General features: G+C 57.7%; 22 protein-coding genes. 10 read left to right on the top strand and 12 right to left on the bottom strand.

All coding sequences use genetic code 11. The features are described from left to right. Positions 1 to 80 precede the first annotated feature (80 nt). The 4 genes from ACR3EQ_RS14505 to ACR3EQ_RS14520 all read left to right on the top strand — a co-directional run bounded on the left by ACR3EQ_RS14505 (position 81) and on the right by ACR3EQ_RS14520 (position 2,438). Positions 81 to 701 carry an SCO family protein gene (locus tag ACR3EQ_RS14505; protein WP_480491025.1) on the top strand — a complete coding sequence of 207 codons (621 nt, stop codon included), beginning with the start codon at positions 81 to 83 and terminating at the stop codon, positions 699 to 701. Positions 702 to 777: 76 nt separating this feature from the next. Further along, positions 778 to 1,332 (top strand): ActR/PrrA/RegA family redox response regulator transcription factor, encoded by a 555-nt coding sequence (locus ACR3EQ_RS14510; protein WP_170612816.1) that lies wholly within the window; start codon positions 778 to 780, stop codon positions 1,330 to 1,332. 131 nt (positions 1,333 to 1,463) lie between these two features. Further along, positions 1,464 to 1,958 (top strand): lactoylglutathione lyase family protein, encoded by a 495-nt coding sequence (locus ACR3EQ_RS14515; RefSeq protein ID WP_170612818.1) that lies wholly within the window; start codon positions 1,464 to 1,466, stop codon positions 1,956 to 1,958. Between the two features lie 84 nt (positions 1,959 to 2,042). After that, a complete protein-coding gene (locus ACR3EQ_RS14520; protein ID WP_170612820.1) occupies positions 2,043 to 2,438 on the top strand; it encodes a DUF805 domain-containing protein in 396 nt (131 codons plus the stop codon). A 28-nt stretch (positions 2,439 to 2,466) separates the two neighbouring features. Here the strand turns inward: ACR3EQ_RS14520 and ACR3EQ_RS14525 are convergent, their stop codons facing one another. Further along, positions 2,467 to 3,060, bottom strand: coding sequence for an HD domain-containing protein (locus tag ACR3EQ_RS14525; RefSeq protein ID WP_170612822.1), 594 nt, complete (start codon positions 3,058 to 3,060; stop codon positions 2,467 to 2,469). 206 nt (positions 3,061 to 3,266) lie between these two features. Here ACR3EQ_RS14525 and ACR3EQ_RS14530 point away from each other — a divergent pair, with 206 nt between their 5' ends. Beyond that, positions 3,267 to 3,581, top strand: a complete 315-nt coding sequence (locus tag ACR3EQ_RS14530; protein WP_170612824.1) for a hypothetical protein — start codon at positions 3,267 to 3,269, stop codon at positions 3,579 to 3,581. Between the two features lie 101 nt (positions 3,582 to 3,682). Continuing rightward, positions 3,683 to 5,071 (top strand): adenosylhomocysteinase, encoded by a 1,389-nt coding sequence (gene ahcY / locus ACR3EQ_RS14535; protein WP_480491027.1) that lies wholly within the window; start codon positions 3,683 to 3,685, stop codon positions 5,069 to 5,071. Positions 5,072 to 5,122: 51 nt separating this feature from the next. On the opposite strand, the gene ACR3EQ_RS14540 is transcribed toward ahcY, so the two are convergent. After that, positions 5,123 to 5,770 (bottom strand): DUF899 family protein, encoded by a 648-nt coding sequence (locus ACR3EQ_RS14540; RefSeq protein WP_480491029.1) that lies wholly within the window; start codon positions 5,768 to 5,770, stop codon positions 5,123 to 5,125. Positions 5,771 to 5,961: 191 nt separating this feature from the next. Here ACR3EQ_RS14540 and ACR3EQ_RS14545 point away from each other — a divergent pair, with 191 nt between their 5' ends. Further along, positions 5,962 to 6,303, top strand: coding sequence for a DUF2853 family protein (locus ACR3EQ_RS14545; protein WP_480491031.1), 342 nt, complete (start codon positions 5,962 to 5,964; stop codon positions 6,301 to 6,303). 236 nt (positions 6,304 to 6,539) lie between these two features. On the opposite strand, the gene ACR3EQ_RS14550 is transcribed toward ACR3EQ_RS14545, so the two are convergent. The 5 genes from ACR3EQ_RS14550 to tsaD all read right to left on the bottom strand — a co-directional run bounded on the left by ACR3EQ_RS14550 (position 6,540) and on the right by tsaD (position 10,773). Beyond that, complete coding sequence (locus ACR3EQ_RS14550) at positions 6,540 to 7,583, bottom strand: hypothetical protein (protein WP_480491033.1); 1,044 nt, start codon at positions 7,581 to 7,583, stop codon at positions 6,540 to 6,542. A gap of 440 nt (positions 7,584 to 8,023) precedes the next feature. Next, positions 8,024 to 8,446: an EVE domain-containing protein gene (locus ACR3EQ_RS14555; RefSeq protein WP_170680070.1), complete on the bottom strand. Its 423-nt coding sequence runs from the start codon at positions 8,444 to 8,446 to the stop codon at positions 8,024 to 8,026. Continuing rightward, positions 8,446 to 8,715, bottom strand: a complete 270-nt coding sequence (locus tag ACR3EQ_RS14560; protein WP_170807095.1) for a YciI family protein — start codon at positions 8,713 to 8,715, stop codon at positions 8,446 to 8,448. Before ACR3EQ_RS14560 ends, ACR3EQ_RS14555 begins: the two co-directional genes overlap by 1 nt. 1 nt (position 8,716) lies before the next feature. Beyond that, positions 8,717 to 9,679, bottom strand: a complete 963-nt coding sequence (locus tag ACR3EQ_RS14565) for an NAD(P)H-dependent glycerol-3-phosphate dehydrogenase (protein WP_480491035.1) — start codon at positions 9,677 to 9,679, stop codon at positions 8,717 to 8,719. After that, the gene (gene tsaD / locus ACR3EQ_RS14570) at positions 9,676 to 10,773 is read right to left on the bottom strand and encodes a tRNA (adenosine(37)-N6)-threonylcarbamoyltransferase complex transferase subunit TsaD (RefSeq protein ID WP_170612842.1); all 1,098 of its coding nucleotides are present in this window, start codon (positions 10,771 to 10,773) and stop codon (positions 9,676 to 9,678) included. The genes ACR3EQ_RS14565 and tsaD overlap by 4 nt, the downstream gene beginning before the upstream one ends. 97 nt (positions 10,774 to 10,870) lie before the next feature. Here tsaD and ACR3EQ_RS14575 point away from each other — a divergent pair, with 97 nt between their 5' ends. Genes ACR3EQ_RS14575 through ACR3EQ_RS14585 form a run of 3 tightly spaced genes read left to right on the top strand, consistent with a single transcriptional unit; the run spans position 10,871 to position 14,547 of the window. After that, complete coding sequence (locus tag ACR3EQ_RS14575) at positions 10,871 to 11,584, top strand: uroporphyrinogen-III synthase (RefSeq protein ID WP_480491037.1); 714 nt, start codon at positions 10,871 to 10,873, stop codon at positions 11,582 to 11,584. Between the two features lie 55 nt (positions 11,585 to 11,639). Next, complete coding sequence (locus ACR3EQ_RS14580; protein WP_480491039.1) at positions 11,640 to 13,049, top strand: COG4223 family protein; 1,410 nt, start codon at positions 11,640 to 11,642, stop codon at positions 13,047 to 13,049. Positions 13,050 to 13,059: 10 nt separating this feature from the next. Further along, positions 13,060 to 14,547: a heme biosynthesis HemY N-terminal domain-containing protein gene (locus ACR3EQ_RS14585; RefSeq protein ID WP_170612848.1), complete on the top strand. Its 1,488-nt coding sequence runs from the start codon at positions 13,060 to 13,062 to the stop codon at positions 14,545 to 14,547. Positions 14,548 to 14,624: 77 nt separating this feature from the next. Here ACR3EQ_RS14585 and ACR3EQ_RS14590 read toward each other — a convergent pair whose 3' ends face one another. Genes ACR3EQ_RS14590 through ACR3EQ_RS14610 form a run of 5 tightly spaced genes read right to left on the bottom strand, consistent with a single transcriptional unit; the run spans position 14,625 to position 18,828 of the window. After that, on the bottom strand, positions 14,625 to 15,167 hold the full coding sequence (locus tag ACR3EQ_RS14590; RefSeq protein WP_480491041.1) for a DUF3833 family protein: 543 nt from the start codon (positions 15,165 to 15,167) through the stop codon (positions 14,625 to 14,627). Then, complete coding sequence (locus ACR3EQ_RS14595; RefSeq protein WP_480491043.1) at positions 15,164 to 15,781, bottom strand: DUF3833 domain-containing protein; 618 nt, start codon at positions 15,779 to 15,781, stop codon at positions 15,164 to 15,166. The genes ACR3EQ_RS14590 and ACR3EQ_RS14595 overlap by 4 nt, the downstream gene beginning before the upstream one ends. After that, a complete protein-coding gene (locus ACR3EQ_RS14600) occupies positions 15,778 to 17,001 on the bottom strand; it encodes an MFS transporter (protein WP_480491789.1) in 1,224 nt (407 codons plus the stop codon). The genes ACR3EQ_RS14595 and ACR3EQ_RS14600 overlap by 4 nt, the downstream gene beginning before the upstream one ends. Next, the gene (locus ACR3EQ_RS14605) at positions 17,001 to 17,543 is read right to left on the bottom strand and encodes a hypothetical protein (RefSeq protein WP_480491045.1); all 543 of its coding nucleotides are present in this window, start codon (positions 17,541 to 17,543) and stop codon (positions 17,001 to 17,003) included. Before ACR3EQ_RS14605 ends, ACR3EQ_RS14600 begins: the two co-directional genes overlap by 1 nt. Beyond that, positions 17,497 to 18,828 (bottom strand): FAD-dependent oxidoreductase, encoded by a 1,332-nt coding sequence (locus tag ACR3EQ_RS14610; RefSeq protein ID WP_170612858.1) that lies wholly within the window; start codon positions 18,826 to 18,828, stop codon positions 17,497 to 17,499. Before ACR3EQ_RS14610 ends, ACR3EQ_RS14605 begins: the two co-directional genes overlap by 47 nt. Positions 18,829 to 18,948: the final 120 nt, after the last annotated feature.

Below are 18,948 nucleotides of genomic sequence, written 5' to 3' on the forward strand. Positions count from 1 at the left end.
GTCCTATTGCACCGGTTCCTCATGTTGATAGGTGTCCCGACCGAAACGATCAACAACCCCTCTGGTATCAGGATAACGTCATGATCCGCCTTTACGCCATTCTCGCTACCGTCATTCTTGCCGTTGGATTGGGCGCCGTCTGGCTGCTGGTGCAGGGTTCAGCGTCGGACGACAAGTTTGCCCAATGCCGGTCCAGCCAGATCGCCGGTGGCGCAGCAGCCATTGGCGGGCCGTTTGAACTGGTGAACGCGCATGGCGATACTGTCACCGACAAGGATGTGATCACCGAACCGACACTGGTCTATTTCGGTTATACGTTCTGCCCCGATGTCTGCCCCTTTGACATGTCGCGCAATGCCGAAGCGATCGACATCTTGGCCGAGCGCGGGCAGTCTGTGACACCCCTGTTCATCTCGATCGACCCGGATCGCGACACGCCCGAAGTGGTCGGGGACTATGCCTTTAACCTGCATGAACGGATGATCGCGCTGACCGGCTCGCCCGAACAGGTCAAGGCCGCCAGCAAGGCCTACAAGACCTATTACAAGGCGCAGGACAAAAGTGACGAGTATTATCTGGTCGACCACTCGACCTTCACCTATCTGGTCACGCCCGAGGACGGGTTCCTTGAGTTTTTCAAACGTGACGACACTGCGGAGCAGATTGCTGACAAGGTCGGCTGCTTTCTGGATCAGACGTGATCGGTTTGACCTTTGTCATGGCGCTGCTATGACTTAGTGCTAGGCCGAAGGCAGGAAACAGCGGAAAGAGCGGAATATGGCGGACAGTCCTCAGTATGATATCGGGCCCGATAAATCATTGCTTCTGGTCGATGATGACGAGCCGTTCCTGAGACGTCTGGCCAAAGCAATGGAAAAACGCGGATTCGAAGTTGAAACCGCAGGCTCGGTCGCGGCAGGGCGCGCCATTTCCACCGCTCGGCCCCCGGCTTATGCCGTGGTCGATTTGCGGCTCGAGGATGGCAACGGCCTGGATGTGGTTGAAGTGCTGCGTGAAAAGCGCCCCGACAGCCGGGTCGTGGTGCTGACCGGATATGGTGCGATCGCGACTGCAGTGGCCGCTGTGAAGATCGGCGCGACCGATTACCTGTCGAAACCTGCCGATGCTACCGACATCACCAACGCGTTGCTGGCCAAGGGCGACGAACTGCCCCCGCCCCCGGAAAACCCCATGAGCGCGGACCGCGTCCGCTGGGAGCATATCCAGCGGGTGTATGAACTGTGCGACCGGAACGTATCCGAGACTGCACGGCGGCTGAACATGCACCGCCGGACATTGCAGCGGATTTTGGCGAAGCGCAGCCCGCGTTAAGATCGAACCTAAGCTGGCATTCTCCCTTCTCTGGATGTGGAAACTCAAACAAGCGCACTATTTCGGAAGGTATTGGCAAGGGCTGCTGATACCCTTCCTCTTGTTTGCTGTTGAACGAGGAGTTTCCAAAGATGTCTGCACTAACATTTTCCCACATCGGAATAACCGTTCCGGACCTTGAAAAAGCGGTCGAGTTCTACTCCAAGGCCTTTGGGCTTTATGTCCTCATGGAACCCACCGAAGTGCTGCATGACGACAGCGCCATAGGCCAGATGTGTGACGATGTTTTTGGTGAAGGCTGGGGTTCATTCCGCATTGCCCACCTGTCGATGGGGGATGGAACCGGCATTGAACTCTTTGAGTTTCCGAACACGATCGAAGAGGAACGGCCGTTTGAGTATTGGCGTCGCGGTCTTTTTCATTTCTGCGTGCAAGACGCCAATCTGGAAGAGCGGGTTAAGATCATAGAAGAGTTAGGCGGAAAACAACGCATGAGCCAGATCCGAAAATACTATCCTGGCGAAAAGCCTTATCGAATGGTCTACATGGAAGACCCGTTTGGGAACGTATTTGAACTTTATAGCCACTCGTACGAACTGACTTATTCGGCGGGCGCGTACGTATAGGTTTGTCGGCGGCCGCACAGACGGCTGCATATCAAATAACAAGAAAAAGTGATATGTGAATACCGCCCAATTGCGGAGGGCGGCATGAATAATCTTTCGACGGCATTTCGGCGGGCACTGTCAAATTACGCCAACTTCCACGGTCGCGCTTCGCGCGCGACCTTTTGGTGGTGGGTCCTGGCCGTATTTCTTGTTCTTTTGGTGACGCGAATTGTCGATGGTGCATTGATCGCGCCGATGCTTGGATTTGGCGCGTTTGAACCGAGCGCGGGCCAGCCGCTCTCAGTTTTGGTGTCACTTGGGCTGTTGCTTCCCAATGTGGCGATCGGGGCCAGACGTTTGCACGACATCGGGCGAACCGCTTGGTGGTTATTGATTGCCTTCATTCCGCTGATCGGAACCTTGGTTTTGATCTACTTCTACATTCAGCCAAGCGAGAGTGGTTTAAACCAGTTTGGAGAACCTGACACTTTCCCTTGAAGTTCCAGGTGGAATACGGGGATTTGGGCTACAGTTTCTTTAAAAGTTCCTCGTGACGCGCAGAATACGCCCGCCGAACCTCAACCGCCGGGCGCAACCGGATTTCCAAACCTTCTATGACCGCCCTATCCGGTCGCCCAAAGAACTTCGTCGCCTCAGCCTCGGAAAACCCCGCAATCTGGGTTGCCTCCATCCAGGCGCTGATCTTGTCGGCCTTTTTGATCTGCCGTTTCACTGTTTTCGGCACCTCGGCAGGCAGGCCGAACCGGATGTGGATGGCCGCAGCCAGTCGATCATCCAGCGCGCCGTAATCCGGACCCACGGCGGATTTCACCGGGGAAATCATGTCTCCGATCACATATTCGGGCGCATCATGTAACAAAGCAGCCAGCCGCCATTTTGCCGGTGCCTTGGGGACAATCCGGCCAAAAAGCTCTTCGACCAACAGCGAATGTTCGGCCACGGAATAGGCGAAATCTCCGTCCGTCTGCCCGTTCCAGCGGGCCACAAACGCAAGTCCGTGGGCGATATCTTCGATTTCGATGTCCACGGGCGTCGGATCCAGCAGATCCAGACGCCGACCTGACAGCATTCTCTGCCATGCCCGGGGTTGTGTTGCCATAATACCATACCTCTCGCGACCCGCCGCGATTGCGCCTCATTTTTAGGGTATGATGTACCTGTCTGGATCACTGGCTGCCAACGTTTTCTTGAGCATTCGTGCTTTGAAGGAATGACAGTCAATCCCGACATAAAGAACTGAGGGGGGCACGCGCTCCTCCCGGTGTGCCCCTCTCGTAACGAAACCCGTAACGAAAGGAGCTTGTCATGTTCAAGCGATTGTTCTCAATAGCCCTGACATTCGGCATGGCCGCGACAGCGCCGCCGGTGTTGGCCCAAAGCTGCGCAGTGCGCGAACACGTGATTTCCAATCTGCAGGACAAATATGCCGAGGAACTCGCCTTTGGCGGTCTGCAGAAATCGCGCGGTGCGCAATCGGTCATGGAGGTCTGGACCTCAAAGGAAACAGGCAGCTATACCGTTCTGGTGACACAGGCCAATGGCATTACCTGTATTGTCGCCGTTGGCACAGATTTCTTCGAGGCGATCCCGATTATCAAGCCTGAGGGTACGCCAAGCTGATTTTGACGGCATAACTCCCTGTATCCGGCTATCCAAGTTGCCACCTGCATAAAGGAATGCTAGGGCACTCCGGTTCGTGATTTACCGGAGTGGAGCACCTGATGGCCGGGGACTATATCGTCAAAGACATTTCATTGGCCGGGTTTGGCCGCAAGGAGCTGGATATTGCCGAAACCGAGATGCCGGGCCTGATGGCCTTGCGTGCGGAATATGGCGAAGCCAAGCCGCTGAACGGTGCGCGCATTGTCGGTTCGCTGCACATGACCATTCAGACCGGCGTTCTGATCGAAACGCTGGTTGCGCTGGGCGCCGATGTGCGCTGGGCATCGTGCAACATCTTCTCGACCCAGGATCACGCAGCCGCCGCGATTGCCGAGGCGGGCATCCCCGTCTTCGCCATCAAAGGTCAGACGTTGGAGGAGCACTGGGATTATCTGGACAAATCCTTCCTGTTCGAAGACGGCCCCAACATGATCCTGGATGATGGCGGCGATGCGACGCTGTACATCCTGCTGGGCGCCCGTGCCGAAGCGGGAGAGGACATCATCCCTGTTCCGGGTTCGGAAGAGGAAGCAGTCATCAAGTCGCAGATTGCCAAGCGCATGGCAGCAAGCCCGGGCTGGTTCACCAAGATGCGCGACCAGATCCAGGGCGTGTCCGAAGAAACCACCACCGGCGTGAACCGCCTGTATCAGCTGGTGAAAGACGGCCATCTGCCTTTCCCGGCGATCAACGTGAACGACTCGGTCACCAAGTCGAAGTTCGACAACAAATACGGCTGCAAGGAATCGCTGGTCGACGGCATTCGCCGCGCCACCGACACCATGATGGCCGGCAAGGTCGCCGTGGTCTGCGGATATGGCGACGTAGGCAAAGGTTCGGCGGCTTCGCTGCGCGGTGCAGGCGCCCGTGTGAAAGTCACCGAAGTTGATCCGATCTGCGCGCTGCAGGCCGCCATGGACGGGTTTGAAGTGACCCTGCTGGAAGACGAAGTTGCATCGGCAGATATTTTCATCACCACCACCGGCAACAAGGACGTGATCCGCATCGAGCATATGCGCGAGATGAAGGATATGGCCATCGTCGGCAACATCGGCCACTTCGACAACGAAATTCAGGTGGCCAGCCTGAAAAACCACAAGTGGACCAACATCAAGGAACAGGTGGACATGATCGAGATGCCCTCGGGCAACCGTCTCATCCTGCTGTCCGAAGGTCGTCTGCTGAACCTCGGCAACGCCACCGGCCACCCGTCTTTCGTGATGTCGGCCTCGTTCACCAACCAGGTTCTGGCGCAGATCGAACTGTTCACCAAGGGTGACCAATACAAAAACGAAGTCTACATCCTGCCCAAGCATCTGGACGAGAAAGTTGCGCGCCTGCATCTGGACCGGATCGGTGTGAAGCTGACCCAGATGGACAGCGAGCAGGCGGCGTATATCGGCGTAAAACCGGAAGGTCCCTACAAGCCCGAGCATTATCGCTATTGATTGCGGGGAATCTCAGGAAAACGGCGGTCGATCCGGCCGCCGTTTTTTGTTTCAGCGCAGTGGCGGCATGAAATCTCCACGACCCTTTGGTGTGAAATCCAGGATGTTCCAAAGCGGCCATGCCGCATCTATGTGACGCGGATGCCAGTCGCTGGGCTCAAAGAACAGCTCGGATCCCCAAAAATGATGAATACCGTCCTGATCCCGTTGAAACACGTTCAGGATCGGCAGTTGATTACCGTCTTCCGTTTCAGCCAGATAGTCACGCTGGTATCCCGTACCCAACGCTGAAAACAGGGACAGGTCATTCCAGCCCATCTGCTTCTTTAACGTTGCCAGCTTCTGAGGCGTATTCTCGGCCACGACCAGAATCGATATTTTCCTTCGGATATGGGCGACTTGCCCGTTCAGCCCATCCAGAAATGCCGAGCACATCGGGCAAGGGCTGGTGGCATTCGGCCCGTACATCAGAGAATAGATGGCAAGTGTGTCATGTTCGCCAAACAATGAAGACATCTTCGTGGCTTCACCGTCCAACGACCTGAACGCATAGTCGTCTGGAACTTGCCCGCCTTTTGGCAGGCCGCGTCGCATGGCGGCGACGGATTCGATCTGCGCTCTTAGCTCGGTTTCAGCCGTCAACAAAGCATTCCTGGCATTGCGATATTCGGAACTTTCGTTTGGCAGGGATACGGTCATTGCTACCTCCGCTTTCATTATTTAACAGATAAGTTAAATTAAAGCAGCGTTTCGATCAACCCCTGCTCATCCAATGGCGTTTACCTTAGGGGGGAAAGCGCGGTTTTTTTCCCTTTGTGCAAATCTCCACGCCCGCTACCGTATGTGCTGTGCTGAATGGACAGGACATGAACATCTAACAGGAGACGAAAATGGGAAAACGCGACGACCTGATCGCCAAGTATGCCGATGACCTGAAATCCAAATGCGGCATGGACCCGGACATGGACCTGCTGACCAAGGTTACGATTGGATGTGGTCCCGCCATTTATGACGCAGACGCCGCGACCGTGGCTGCCAGCCAGGAAAGCGAGTTGGAAACAGTCAAGAACAATTTCCTGATCAAGAAACTTGGCCTGTCCGATGGTCCGGAACTGATGGAAGCGATCAACAAGGCCATGGAAATCTATGGCATGTCCGAGCGCAACAAATACCGAGCCGTCGTCTATTACATGCTGACCAAGCATTTCGGCAAAGAGTCGGTCTACGGCTGATCCCGGATTCCGAATCTGATTGCGCCTGAACGGGAATCGACACCCGCTGATCTTACGGCGGGTGTGCTTAGTTTTACTTATATTCTAAACACTTGATTGTTGAACGACCTGCAAGAAACCGGGTAGATTCAGTTCAGGACTAGGACGGTCAGAGCCACGAATTCTATACACGTGTGGTGAGTTGGGAGCACGTGGGGTAGGGAAGGTTCTGCATCGTCGGAACCTTCCCGCATATTTCAGTTTGCGCCGCCCAACAGGCGGGCGATGAACTGGTCAAATCTGGTTTGTTTTTCGTCGCCGTCGCTTTTGCTGCTGCCGCCGCCACGTCCAGCCAGATACACCTCAATGCGGCCGGGCCTGGTTTTCACGTTGGAATCCGTAAAGTCTCGGGAAATTGCTCCCAGGGCTTTCGCAGTCAGTGCCGCCATTTCCGCATCGTTCGGGTGATAGAACCGAACCTGGGTTTCCTTGACCGAATATCCCACCCGGGCTGACGCCACCACATTGGCTTCACCGTCGGCCAGAACTTTCAGCGCCACGTTTCGCGCATCCTCTGAAACTCGGGTCGGCACAATCAGCGCGACTTCGATATCCAGTTCCGGTTTTAAATCAGGCAGTACTTCATCGGGCAATGCAAGCTCGGCAATCGTGCTGACTGGCGGATCAGGGTTCAACGCCACCAAGCTGACCTGCGGTTCATCGGGCAGGTTTTCAACCTCTGTTTTTGCGACTTCCGCATCATCGATAACTGCGTCTGGGGCTGCTGCATCTTCTGCAACTGCGTCTTGAACCACTGGGTCTTCAACAACTGCGTCTTGGATAACTGCGGCTTCTACAATGGCGTCTTCGACGACCGGGGTTTCGACCACGACTGCTTCGACTTGATCGGTCGGGGGACTCTGGTCTTCCTGAGGCGCAGGCACGCTTTGCGCTTCTTCAGACAGGGCAGACAACTTGGGATCCAGCTGTGCAACACTGTTGGAAAAGGCAGGGCTCCCTCGTTGAAGGGGCATCAGTTCCGCTCCGGGAAGGTTGATGCTGGCCACTTGGCTTCGCGGGTACACCTTTTTTCGGGAGGCCGGCGGTTCAGTTGCAATAGTGTCCGGTGCGGCAATCTTGACCGGAGGCTCATTCTCGGGGGCAGCAACCTCAGCAGGCAACTCGGGATCGCCCAGCGCCGCGTCCAGAATGGCTTCATCTTCAGCGGCCTGAGACCAGTTGGTGGTGACCTTGGCGCCGCCCCATTGCAGGGCCGCGCCGCATGTCATTGCGATAAGCACAACAAGCAGGAGCCTTGTCGTGCCGCGATTGCGTTTCTTATTTGGTCGAATTTCAGGATGGACAGGTTCCGAAACCGCTAGATCGGGCGCAGGTTCCGGGATTGCCTGCGCAATATCCTTTGATCGTGCGACAGTTGGAATCTTGGCTACGCCATTCCTGGGGGCTGACCCATTCGTACGCGCCAGCGCCTTCCGCCGCTGCTTTCGCGCCTCTTCAAGTCGCGCCTCCCAATTTTTTGGGTTTCGCGGCTTGGACTTCCCAGTACTGCCTCTGGCGTCAGACATGGGCTCAGACTTTCGAACAAGATCAAACTATGAACAAACAACACCAGAAATTAAGGTATCGCCAAAACCACAACCGAGATGCCCCCAACAGGCGAATTCCATTAGGTTATAGCATTTTGAAGGTCGCTTGAGAAGGTTTGCGCCCAAGAAGCGTTTCAATCAGGGCGGGTTTGACCCAACGCGCAAATGGCGTCCCATTCCGATTCCGTGACCGGTTGCACGGAAAGTCGGGAGTTTTTGACCAAAACCATTTCGGCCAGACGCTCATCCGACTTGATCTGATCCAGTGTGACTGCAGTCTCGAAAGGGCGAACGGCTTTGATATCTACACATTCCCACCGGTCGTCATCTGTCGTGCTATCGGGGTGCGCCTCGGCACAGACTTCGACGATGCCGACAATGGCCTTGTCCTTCTGTGAATGATAGAAAAAGCCGCGATCGCCTAAGGCCATCTGACGCATGAAATTGCGGGCCTGGTAGTTGCGCACGCCGTCCCATTCCTCGCCCGTCTCGCCCTTGGCGACCTGTTGATCCCAGCTCCACGTGGAAGGTTCGGATTTGAACAGCCAATACGCCATCAGCCAATGACCTTCTTCCAGGGAACCAGTTCGACCGATTTGAATAACCCAGCTTTGGCATAGGGATCGTTGTCGGCCCAGCTTTGCGCGGCTGCCAAATCTTCAACTTCTAGAATGATCAGCGAACCAATCATCGCGTCGCCGTTCAGAAGCGGACCGGCCTGTGCCACAACGCCGGTTTCTTCGATATAGGCCAGGTGCGCAGCACGATTGTCCAGTCGCGTTTGCAGCGCCCCGTCCTTGTCGCGGGCGATCAGAGCGATCAGCATATTATTCCTCCTTCAAAGGGCGATTGAGCAGCGATTGAATCGCCTTGGTTACACTGTATTCACCATGGCTGAGTTCCGCCACTGTTGTACTGATGGGCATGTCCAGCCCCTCGGCCCGGGCAATGCCGGACATGGCTTTTGCAGTGGCCACACCTTCCACGGTTGTTCCGGGGTCGAAACTTTCGTTTCGACCCAAACTAAGGCCAAAACGATAGTTTCGTGACAATTCGGACGAACAAGTCAGGACCAGATCCCCCAATCCCGACAACCCCATCAGGGTCTCGGGCCGAGCGCCGCGCATGGCCGCGAAGCGCTGCATTTCTGCGAACCCCCGCGTCATAAGCGCCGCGCGAGCGCTGTCGCCAAGACCGGCGCCGATACAGGCTCCGCAACCGATGGCCATCACGTTCTTTAGCGCCCCACCCAATTCGGCGCCGATCAGATCAGTTGTCCGATACAGGCGCAGGTTGGTCGTTGTAAGCGCGTGTTGCAGGTGCTGGCCCGGTTCATCCTCATCGCAGGCCAGTGTCAGCGCAGTGGGCAAGCCGCGCGCGATGTCGTCGGCAAAGCTGGGACCGGTCAGCAAAGCGGGTCTTGCATCGCGGGCGGTCTGGCGGATGACCGAAACCGGTCCAAGCCCGGTTGTCAGTTCAATCCCCTTGCAGCAGGCCACAAGCGTCTTGTGCCGCAACAAAGGTGCATGTTCCGTGATGACTGCGCGAAGCTGCTGCATAGGTACAGCCAGCAACAGAACATCGTTGCCGGCAGCGACTTTGATATCCGACGTCACGGCGATATTCGGGCCGAGCTGAATGCCAGGAAGGCGTTTCGCGCTCTCGCGCCCGTCCTGCATGGCCCGCGCTTGATCCTGCGAGCGCGACCAGAGCGTCACAGGCCCATTCCCGGCAAGTGACACGGCCAGCGCTGTACCAAACGCGCCCGAGCCTAGGACTGAAACGCTCATGCTTTGGCGCCTTTCTTGCCGCTTCCCAGCATGGCCGGGCTGGTTTGGTCCAATGGCCATCGCGGGCGGGCGGTCAGGTCCATTCCGTCAAGTGCGCCACTGCGGAACCGTTCCAGCCCGGCATAGGCGATCATGGCCGCGTTGTCCGTGCACAGGTTCATTGGGGGTGCCGTGAACCGGGCGCCGGTTTCCGCGGAAACAGTTTCTAACGCTGCTCGAATTGCCCTGTTGGCCGCCACACCCCCTGCCACTGCAATTACAGGTTCAGATGGCTTTTCGCCGAGATAGTGGGTAATCGCCCGACGGGTCTTTTCCGCCAGAGTATCGACGACGGCCTGTTGGAAGCCCGCGCACAGGTCGGCGCGATCCTGACGGGTCAGGCCGCCTTTTTCACTTACGATCTGGTCCCGCATGCGCATCAATGCAGTTTTCAGGCCCGAGAATGACAGATCACAGCCCGGACGATCCAGCAAGGGCCGGGGAAAGCGGAACCGGTCCGGGTTGCCCATACGGGCTTCAGCCTCGACCGAGGGGCCGCCGGGTTGCGGCAGTCCCAGCAATCGGGCGGTCTTGTCGAACGCTTCCCCTGGTGCGTCATCGATCGTGCCGCCCAAACGGGTGAATTGGTCAGGGCCATGGGCGATCAAATATTGGCAATGCCCGCCCGACACCAGCAGCATCAGGTAGGGAAATGCAATGCTGTCCGTCAGGCGCGGTGTCAGGGCATGCCCGGCAAGGTGGTTGACCCCAATCAGGGGTATGCCGGTTGCGGCACTCAACCCCTTGGCGCACATGACACCCGAGATTACCCCGCCAATCAGTCCCGGGCCGGCGGTCACCGCAATCGCGTCCATATCGCGAAGGTTCAGGCCGGACTCGTTCAGGGCCTGCGCCACGCAAACATCCAGCTTTTCAGCATGGGCCCGCGCGGCGATCTCCGGCACGACGCCGCCAAAGGCACTGTGAAGCTCTGTCTGGCCATGCACGACAGAGGACAGGATTTCGGCCCGCGCACCCTCCGTCTGGCGCACCACGGCGGCGGCCGTATCGTCGCAGCTGCTTTCCAGCCCCAGAACGGTAAGTGTTTGCACCATTGGCCTGATCCGTTGCATCATGATTGCAAAGCGGGGTATCACCCTGCGCGGACGCAAACAATCCCAAGGCCGAAGGCGCCGATAGTTGTATTTGTTGATGACCCGCCCTCATGCCGCATCCGAAAGGTTTGTTGCGCAGTTGCCAAACCGCGTCAGATCGCGGGTTCAAGTGATTTACTCCCCGATTCTGGATATCAGGCCGCTTGCCGTTCAGGTTGACACAAAGGGAATGCGCGGGTTGATCTTCACCTCCGCAAACGGGGTCAATGCAGCGGCGTCGCTGGGCGTAACGCGGAACCTTCCCGCCTTTTGCGTCGGTCCCGCAACAACGTCCGCGGCCCTGTCCGCAGGATGGACTGCCCGGATGGCGGGGCAGACGGCAGAGGAATTGATGGGAAATCTGCTGCAAATCAGGCCGCAGACCCCATTGCTGCACATTCGGGGCGAACACAGCCGGGGCAATATCGCCGAGCGGCTGACCGAATCCGGCCTGACCGCGCATGAGCAGCTGGTCTATCAGCAAAAGCTGCTGCCGCTGTCGTCCGAGGCCGAGGAAATTGCGCACAACGATGATCCGGTCATTGCGCCGTTGTTTTCCCCCCGCTCGGCGCGACAATTTGCCGATATCTGGTCCGGTTCTGCCCCTTTATGGCTAGCGGCAATCAGCGAAGCGACGGCTGAACCGCTTTATGCATTGGACTATGCCCGGCTGAAGGTTGCGAAACAACCGACGCCCGGGAAAATGCGGAAAGCCGTGAAAAAGCTTGTGAAACACGCGATGCGGGTTGAGGGAAAAGAGAGCACGGATTAACTTGGTCAGGTCTGTTGTTCAGGATTTTTTTGGAATCGATAAGGGGAATGTGACGGTGGCTGGTAAAAAGAAATCCGATCAGGAGCCGGAGAAAGACCCTAAGTCGGAAGATATTGCCGACAGCGTCGAAACTGAAGCCACGGATCAACCGGATAGTAAGCCCCTTGACGCGGCTGACCAGCCGAACGACGTAGTTTCCGAAGCCGAAGCCGAAGCCGAAGCCGAAGCCGAAGCCGAAGCCGAAGCCGAAGCCGAAGCCGAAGCCGAAGCCGAAGCCGAAGCCGAAGCCGAAGCCGAAGCCGAAGCCGAAGCCGAAGCCGAAGCCGAAGCCGAAGCCGAAGCCGAAGCCGAAGCCGAAGCCGAAGCCGAAGCCGAAGCCGAAGCCGAAGCCGAAGCCGAAGCCGAAGCCGAAGCCGAAGCCGAAGCCGAAGCCGAAGCCGAAGCCGAAGCCGCCTCTGCGCCGGTTGCAGAAAAAACTGTCGAACGGGTTGTGGAAAAGAAGAGTGGGTTCGTGCCGGCCCTGATCGGCGGCGTGGTCGCGGCGGCTGTCGGCTATGTCGTGGGCAGCGGGTATCTGACCAATGGCTCGGGTTCAGAAGACGCCCTTTCCGCGCTTGAGGCGAAACTGGCCGAACAGTCAGACCAGATTGCGGAGCTTTCGAAATCTCTTGCAGACGCCCCGGATGTTTCCGGTCTTTCCGATCAGGTAACTGCCCTGGCTGACAAGCTGGCCCCGGTCGAAACGGATCTGGGTGCCCTGAAATCCAGTGTCGACACACTCAGCAGCAAGGTTGCTCCTCTGGACACCCGCCTGAGTGATCTTGAAAGCAACGCTCTGACCCAGGGGGCATCTCAGGAAACATCAGCTGCCTTCGAGGCTGAGTTGAAAAAGCTGCAGGATTCCCTGGCCGCACAGCGCGCCGAGGTCGAGAAGATGGTAAGCGACGCACAGGCGCTTGAGGCGAAAGCTTCGGCCGAAGCACTGGCTGCGACCAACGCAGCGATCGTGTCGCGCCTGCAGGGTCAACTGGATGCGGGTCAGCCTTATGCCGATCTGGTGGCCGAACTGACAGCCAACGGCGTGGATGTGCCTGACGCCTTGTCGGGTCCGTCGGACAAGGGTGTGGACAGCCTGTCCAGCCTGCGGGCCTCGTTTGATCCGGCGGCCCGGGCGGCGCTGGCGGACGCTCGTGATGCGGACAAAGGTGCGGGTGTGATTGCATTTTTGCAGCGCCAGACCGGCGCCCGGTCAGTTACACCGCAGGATGGGGACAGCCCGGACGCGATCCTGTCGCGGGCGCAGGCCGCTTTGGCCAGCGGGGACCTGCCGGCGGCGCTGAATGAACTCAAATCCCTGCCTGAAGCCGGACAATCGGCAATGGCAGACTGGGAACAGGCGGCTCAGACACGGGTCGCCGCTGTAGCCGCCGCAAATGCGCTTCAACCAAGCGCAAACTCGAACTGAAGGGCCTGCCATGCTGTGGTCATTGTTTAAGATTCTTGTTTTTGTTGCGATTATCGGTCTGCTGGCCATGGGCGCAGGGTTCCTTATGGAAACCAGCGGCGGTGTTCAGATCACGGCCGGGGGCACGGAATACACGTTAGGGCCGCTTCAATCAGTGATTGGGCTGGGTCTGCTGGTCCTGGGTGTCTGGCTGTTCTTCAAGCTGCTCAGCCTTTTGGTTGCGACGCTGAAATTCCTGAATGGCGACGAAACCGCCCTGTCGCGCTATTTCGACCGCAGTCGCGAACAGCGCGGCTATCAGGCGCTGGCTGACGGCCTGATGGCGCTGGCTTCGGGGGAAGGACGCATAGCGTTGAACAAGGCCACAAAGGCCGAAAAACTGTTGAACAAGCCCGAGCTGACGAACCTGCTGGTGGCGCAGGCGGCCGAATTGAATGGCGACACCAAAAAGGCGTCAGAGACCTACAAGAAACTGGTTACGAACAACTCGACCCGTTTTGTCGGTGTGCGCGGCATCATGAAACAGAAACTTGCCGAAGGTGATGATGAAACCGCGCGCAAGCTGGCCGAAAAGGCGCTGGCGATCAAGCCGAGGCATCAGGAAACGCAGGATATTCTGCTGGGTCTCCAGACCAAGGCGCAGGATTGGGCTGGCGCGCGTTCAACCTTGACGGCCAAACTGAAAGCGGGCCACCTGCCGCGTGATGTGTTCAAACGCCGCGATGCAGTTCTGGCCCTGTCCGAGGCCAAGGATATTCTGGACGAAGATGCGACTCTCGAACAGCAGGAGCACGCGATAGAAGCCAACAGGCTGTCACCCGATCTGGTTCCGGCCGCTGCAATGGCTACGCGGGCCTATATCGCCAAGGGCAAGCCCCGAGCGGCAACCAAGATTCTGAAAAAAGCCTGGGAGGTTCAGCCTCACCCCGATCTGGCGCATGCCTTTGCCGAGATCGTGCCGGATGAAACGCCATCCGAACGGATCAAGCGCTTTACGGCACTGACCCGCATTCATCCTCAGCATCAGGAAACCCGGCTGATACTGGCGGAACTCAATATCGTTGCCGAAGATTTCCCCGAAGCCCGCCGCGCGCTGGGAGATGTGGTGGAAAAACAGGCAGATGCCCGGGCCTATACGCTGATGGCTGCAATTGAGCGGGGCGAGGGTTCGTCGGACGCGGTGGTGCAAGGGTGGCTGGCCAAGGCGCTGAACGCGCCGCGTGGTCCGCAATGGGTCTGTGACAACTGTCACGACATTCAGGCTGAGTGGGCCCCGGTCTGCCAGAACTGTCACAGCTTTGATACGCTCAGCTGGCAAACGCCGCAAACACCGGAAATCGCCAGTGCCACAGGGGTGCATATGCTGCCTCTGATCGTCGGCGCGCTCGAGGATAAATCCGAGCCGGAACAAGACGTTGTGGATGTTTCGAGTGACGACGCGGACGTGATCGAAATGGATGCTGAGCCAGTCGAGGACAAAACCGAAAAGTCGGCCTAGTGTTCAGACAGAATGCGGTGCCCAGCCGTTTGGGGCGTCAGGCTGCGGTTGCATGACCGTGGCCGCTCACCCCCGAACTACTTCTTTTCGAAGAACAGGATAACCTCACCCAAGCGGACGCCAAATCGTGACAGGTATGCACGATTGAGAAGCCTGTCGTCGTCCAGCAGCCACATCCAGTCATCGAAATCGGCCCGCATCGTGCCGTCTTTGACCGGCAGATCGATGCTGTACTTCCAGTTGAATGTGTCGCCCCGCTCGATGCCAGATGCGGTGCCCAGCACACCCGGGGCTGTTCCGGTCCAGGAATCCTCACCTGTTTTTGTTAGGGTCCAGACGCGCTGCTCGGTCGCGCCGTCGTCATAAGTGAAGTCTTCGACCAATGTCAGTGTTTCGCCGGTCCACCTGCCTTCAATATCGACCGTGAAGCGGCGCGAGACATTGCCCAAAACATCCTGAAACTGCCCATAGGCCGCCGTCTGACCGTCAAAGAATTCCTCAAGGTTCAGTTGGCGATCAGAAAGAAAGGTCTTGGGAACCTTTGGCTTGGCGGAACAGGTGGCAAGGATCATAAGCGCGGCAATGGCTATACAGCCTGCCAGAAAGCGGCGAAAGGTCATTGCATTGGCCTCGCCTCGGTTGTCGTGTCGCGACCATGTGCACCGTTCAGGTGGTTGGTCTTGACCGCTGGGGCGGGGCGCATGGTCGCTATCAACTCGACGACCTTCACCCCAAATTTCCGCATCTCGGACCGGTTCATGATCGCGCCGTTTTCGGTGAGATACATCCAGTCGGTGACGTCCAGAATATGCCCGCCGGCGTCTTCAGGCAGCACGATCCGGTAGGAAAGCCTGACGGTCGAGCCTGCGATAACGCCATTTCCTTCTCCGACAATATCGTCTGCGGTTGCCGTAAAAGTGTTGCCGGTGCCCAGGGTCAGGTACCATTTGCGGGTAATTTGTTTGCCGTTGGAATAGGTGAAATGCTCGGTCAGCGTCCCGGAATTTCCGGTCCATTCCCCCACCATGCGCGCGACAAAGCTGTTGGACATCTTTCCGTTTGGCCCAAAGATCAGCCCTTCGGACAGGATTTCCCCGTTCAGTTGCTCTTTCAGCGAAAACTTCGGGCCTGTGTCGGAATAATCTGCGGGTGATTGAGACCGAAAGCTGAAATAGCGCCTTTGTGCAAACAACAGGGCAAGCAGGGCAAACAGGAGAATTGCAAGGAGTTTCATTGGACGGGCTCCTTTGAGGGCAACGTCAGGACCAATCCAAACGCGCCAAGTTTCAGAATGCAGGGCAGCACGGCGTAAGCCAGGTTGAGTGTTTTCAATGCCTGGGCCGAGTTAGCCTGTCCGGGGGTGAATCCGCTGCGTTCAAGCAGGGGCAATGTGAAGAAGGCGGCCAAGGCCAGGCCCAGTTTCCCAGCGAATGACCAGATGCCGAACGCAGCCGAAGCATTCAGCCCGGCACGTGTCAGAACCACCGAGAACATGGCGGGCAAGACCACCATGTCTGCCCCCAGCGCCGCGCCCGAGGTCATGCAGATCAACGCAAACCCCGTGAGGTTCCCGGTCGCCAGAAGGGCCGCCCCGACAAAGCTGGCAATTGACAGAGGCATCGCAATAATCAGAGTCTGTTTAGGGCCAATTCGGTTGCTGAGACGCGCCCAGAACGGAACACTTGCGCCCGCGCTAAGGAAAAACAGGATCAAAAGAGGCCCCGCTTTACCAGGCAGTTGCAGCCGGTCTTCGACAAAGAAAAGAAAGAGTGTGGATGTTATTGCCACAGGCAGGCTGTTTACCAGAGCAAGCACCAGCAGCCTGAGCGCACCAGCCTGGCCCAGGCCGGAATATGTCAGCCCTTCTCCGGTTATCGGCGGTCGCCGCCACATGGGGAATGTCAAAACTATTGACAGGATAGCCATTATCCCAAGGAACAGCCCAAATGCGGGATATCCTTGCGATTGCGCCCCAAGGGCCGCCAGCAATGCCGGCGCACCTGCGGCAAGGATCACTCCGGCCAATTGCCCGCTTTCCCGATAGGCGGCCAGCGTCATCAGCTCTTTCGGGTCAGGCCGTTTGGCAAGTGTCGCGCTGCGGCCATAAAGCAGGATAGTGCCAAGGCTATAAGCTGAAAACAACAGGATCAGAATGGCGACCAAAGCCGCCAAACTTGCGCCCTGAGGTAATGAGAACAGCAGGGGAAATCCGACCGCCAGACCCGCCATGGCCATGGCCGCGAACAGAACCTGCGCACCTGGCCAACGGTCTATGGCCCAGCCGATCAGTGGATCCTGCACCAGATCGATCAGGCGGATCGCCAGAAGTACCGTGCCGATCGTGGCCAGTCCAATGCCCAGATTGACAGCCGCAAACCGGGGCAGATGGATATAAAGCGGGATACCGGCCGCAGCAAGCATCAGCGCATACAGGCTGACCCGCGGATAAAGCATCATTTCCCCAACAGCGACTGGGTGAAAGCGGCAGAGCGCGTGTTGTCCCCAACGAAGATCGACATGAAGCTGCGTGTGATCCCCGGGTAAGCCATCGTGCATGTCTTGCGACCGTTCAGCCAGAAGCTCACTTTGTCCGGGCCCTGGGACACGGCCAGAAAGGTGTCGCCTTTGCTGACGGCGTCGAAACAACCATCCAGCTGTTGCCGAACCGGCGCGGCGCGCCCGATGCGTTTCATTTCATCCAGTGTCGAGTTCACGAGCGCTTTCTTTGTCAGGTTCCGCCGATAACGCAATTCCAGGCCAAAATCCCTGCTCCAGCTGAGCGGCGCCCCACCTTGCGTGAACAGTTGCGCGTCATACAGAGGAAAGCCCAGGTACCGGAAGGTCGCCGCGCCGCGCGTCTGAGCATTGTCCAGAACACCAAAGACCGGAGACGCCGCCAGCCCGCCGGGGGCAAGCATCGCGACGGACAACAGCGCGGAACGCCAGCTGTTATGCGTCGGTTGAAACAGGGATGGCAGCTTCTTGAGGAACGCCATGTTCAGCTCCGGGTGTTTGCGAGTTTCCTTTGATCAACCCGACAACATGCATTGCGCTGGCAATCCCGTCTTCATGGAACCCATGCCGGTTGTAGGCTCCGGCAAACCATGTCCGGTTTTGCCCCTGCATGTTTCGAATCTGCGTCTGCGCCTTTATGGCGGCCTTGTCGAAGACCGGATGCGCAAATTCCACCTGATCATAGATCTTGTCGTCGCCGATTTCGGTCGGCGCATTCAGCGTAACGAACAGAGGATCGCTATCAGGAATGTTCTGAAGCCGGTTCATCCAGTATGTCACGCCTACCTGTCCGGCTTGCGACCGGTAGGTCCAGCTGGACCAGCAGGCGCGCCGACGCGGCATCTGGGCGGGGTCGCAGTGAAGCGTTGCGACATTCGGCTGATACCGGATTGCGCCCAATGCAGCCTTCTCTGATGCAGTGGCGCCCTGGCCCAGAATGGCAAGCGACTGATCCGAATGCGTGGCCAGTATCACCTCGTCAAACAGGTCCGAGACACCATGGCTGTGAATTGTAACCCCCAGATCGCTGCGCTGAATGTGATCAACCGGTGCGGCCAGACGGATCTCACAGCCACGCGCACGCAATGCCGCATCAATCCGGCGGACATATTCGATACTTCCGCCCGTGACCGTGTACCATTGATGCTGATTGGCGCGGCCAGAGGCCAACAGAGCATGGTTACGGAAAAACTGAACCAGTGAACGGGCCGGGAACTGGTCGACGAACTCGACCGGTGTAGACCAGATCGCGCCACACATTGGCATCAGATAGTTGTGGCGGAACCAGTGACCCAGGCGCAACTGGTCAACCAGTTCGCCAATTGTGGTGTCGTCATCCTTGGCCGCATCGGGTGCTTCTTTTCCAAAGCGCAAAATGTCCGCAATCATCTTGTAATAGGCAGGGCGTGTCAGGTTACGTTTCTGCGCCGTCAAGGTTCGCAGGTTGTTCAGCCCGTACTCGATCCGGCCGTTGTCGATGGTTGCCCCGAAACTCATCTCGCTTTTGCTGACGGGAACGTTCAGTTCATCGAACAGGCGCGTCAGATGCGGGTAGGTAACGTAGTTGAATACAATGAACCCGGTGTCGACGGGCTGGTCGCCGTTCCTTCCAGCCATAACCGTTCGGGCGTGACCACCCAGCCGGGGCTCGGCCTCGAACACGGTTACGTCGTTGTCTTCGGAAAGGTAATAAGCTGCAGAGAGGCCTGAAATGCCTGCGCCGATGACTGCGATTTTCTTGCGTACACGCGGGGTTTCGTCGAACATTCCATCCTCGTTATGCGTTATTTACTGAGATACGCGGGGCCAAAGACAGTGGATCAATAAAAAGCAATACTTTGCTGTATCTTAGCATCCCAAGGCTGTTTGAGGTGGCATCCCCAGGTC

This window comes from Ruegeria sp. AN11, assembly GCF_056536005.1.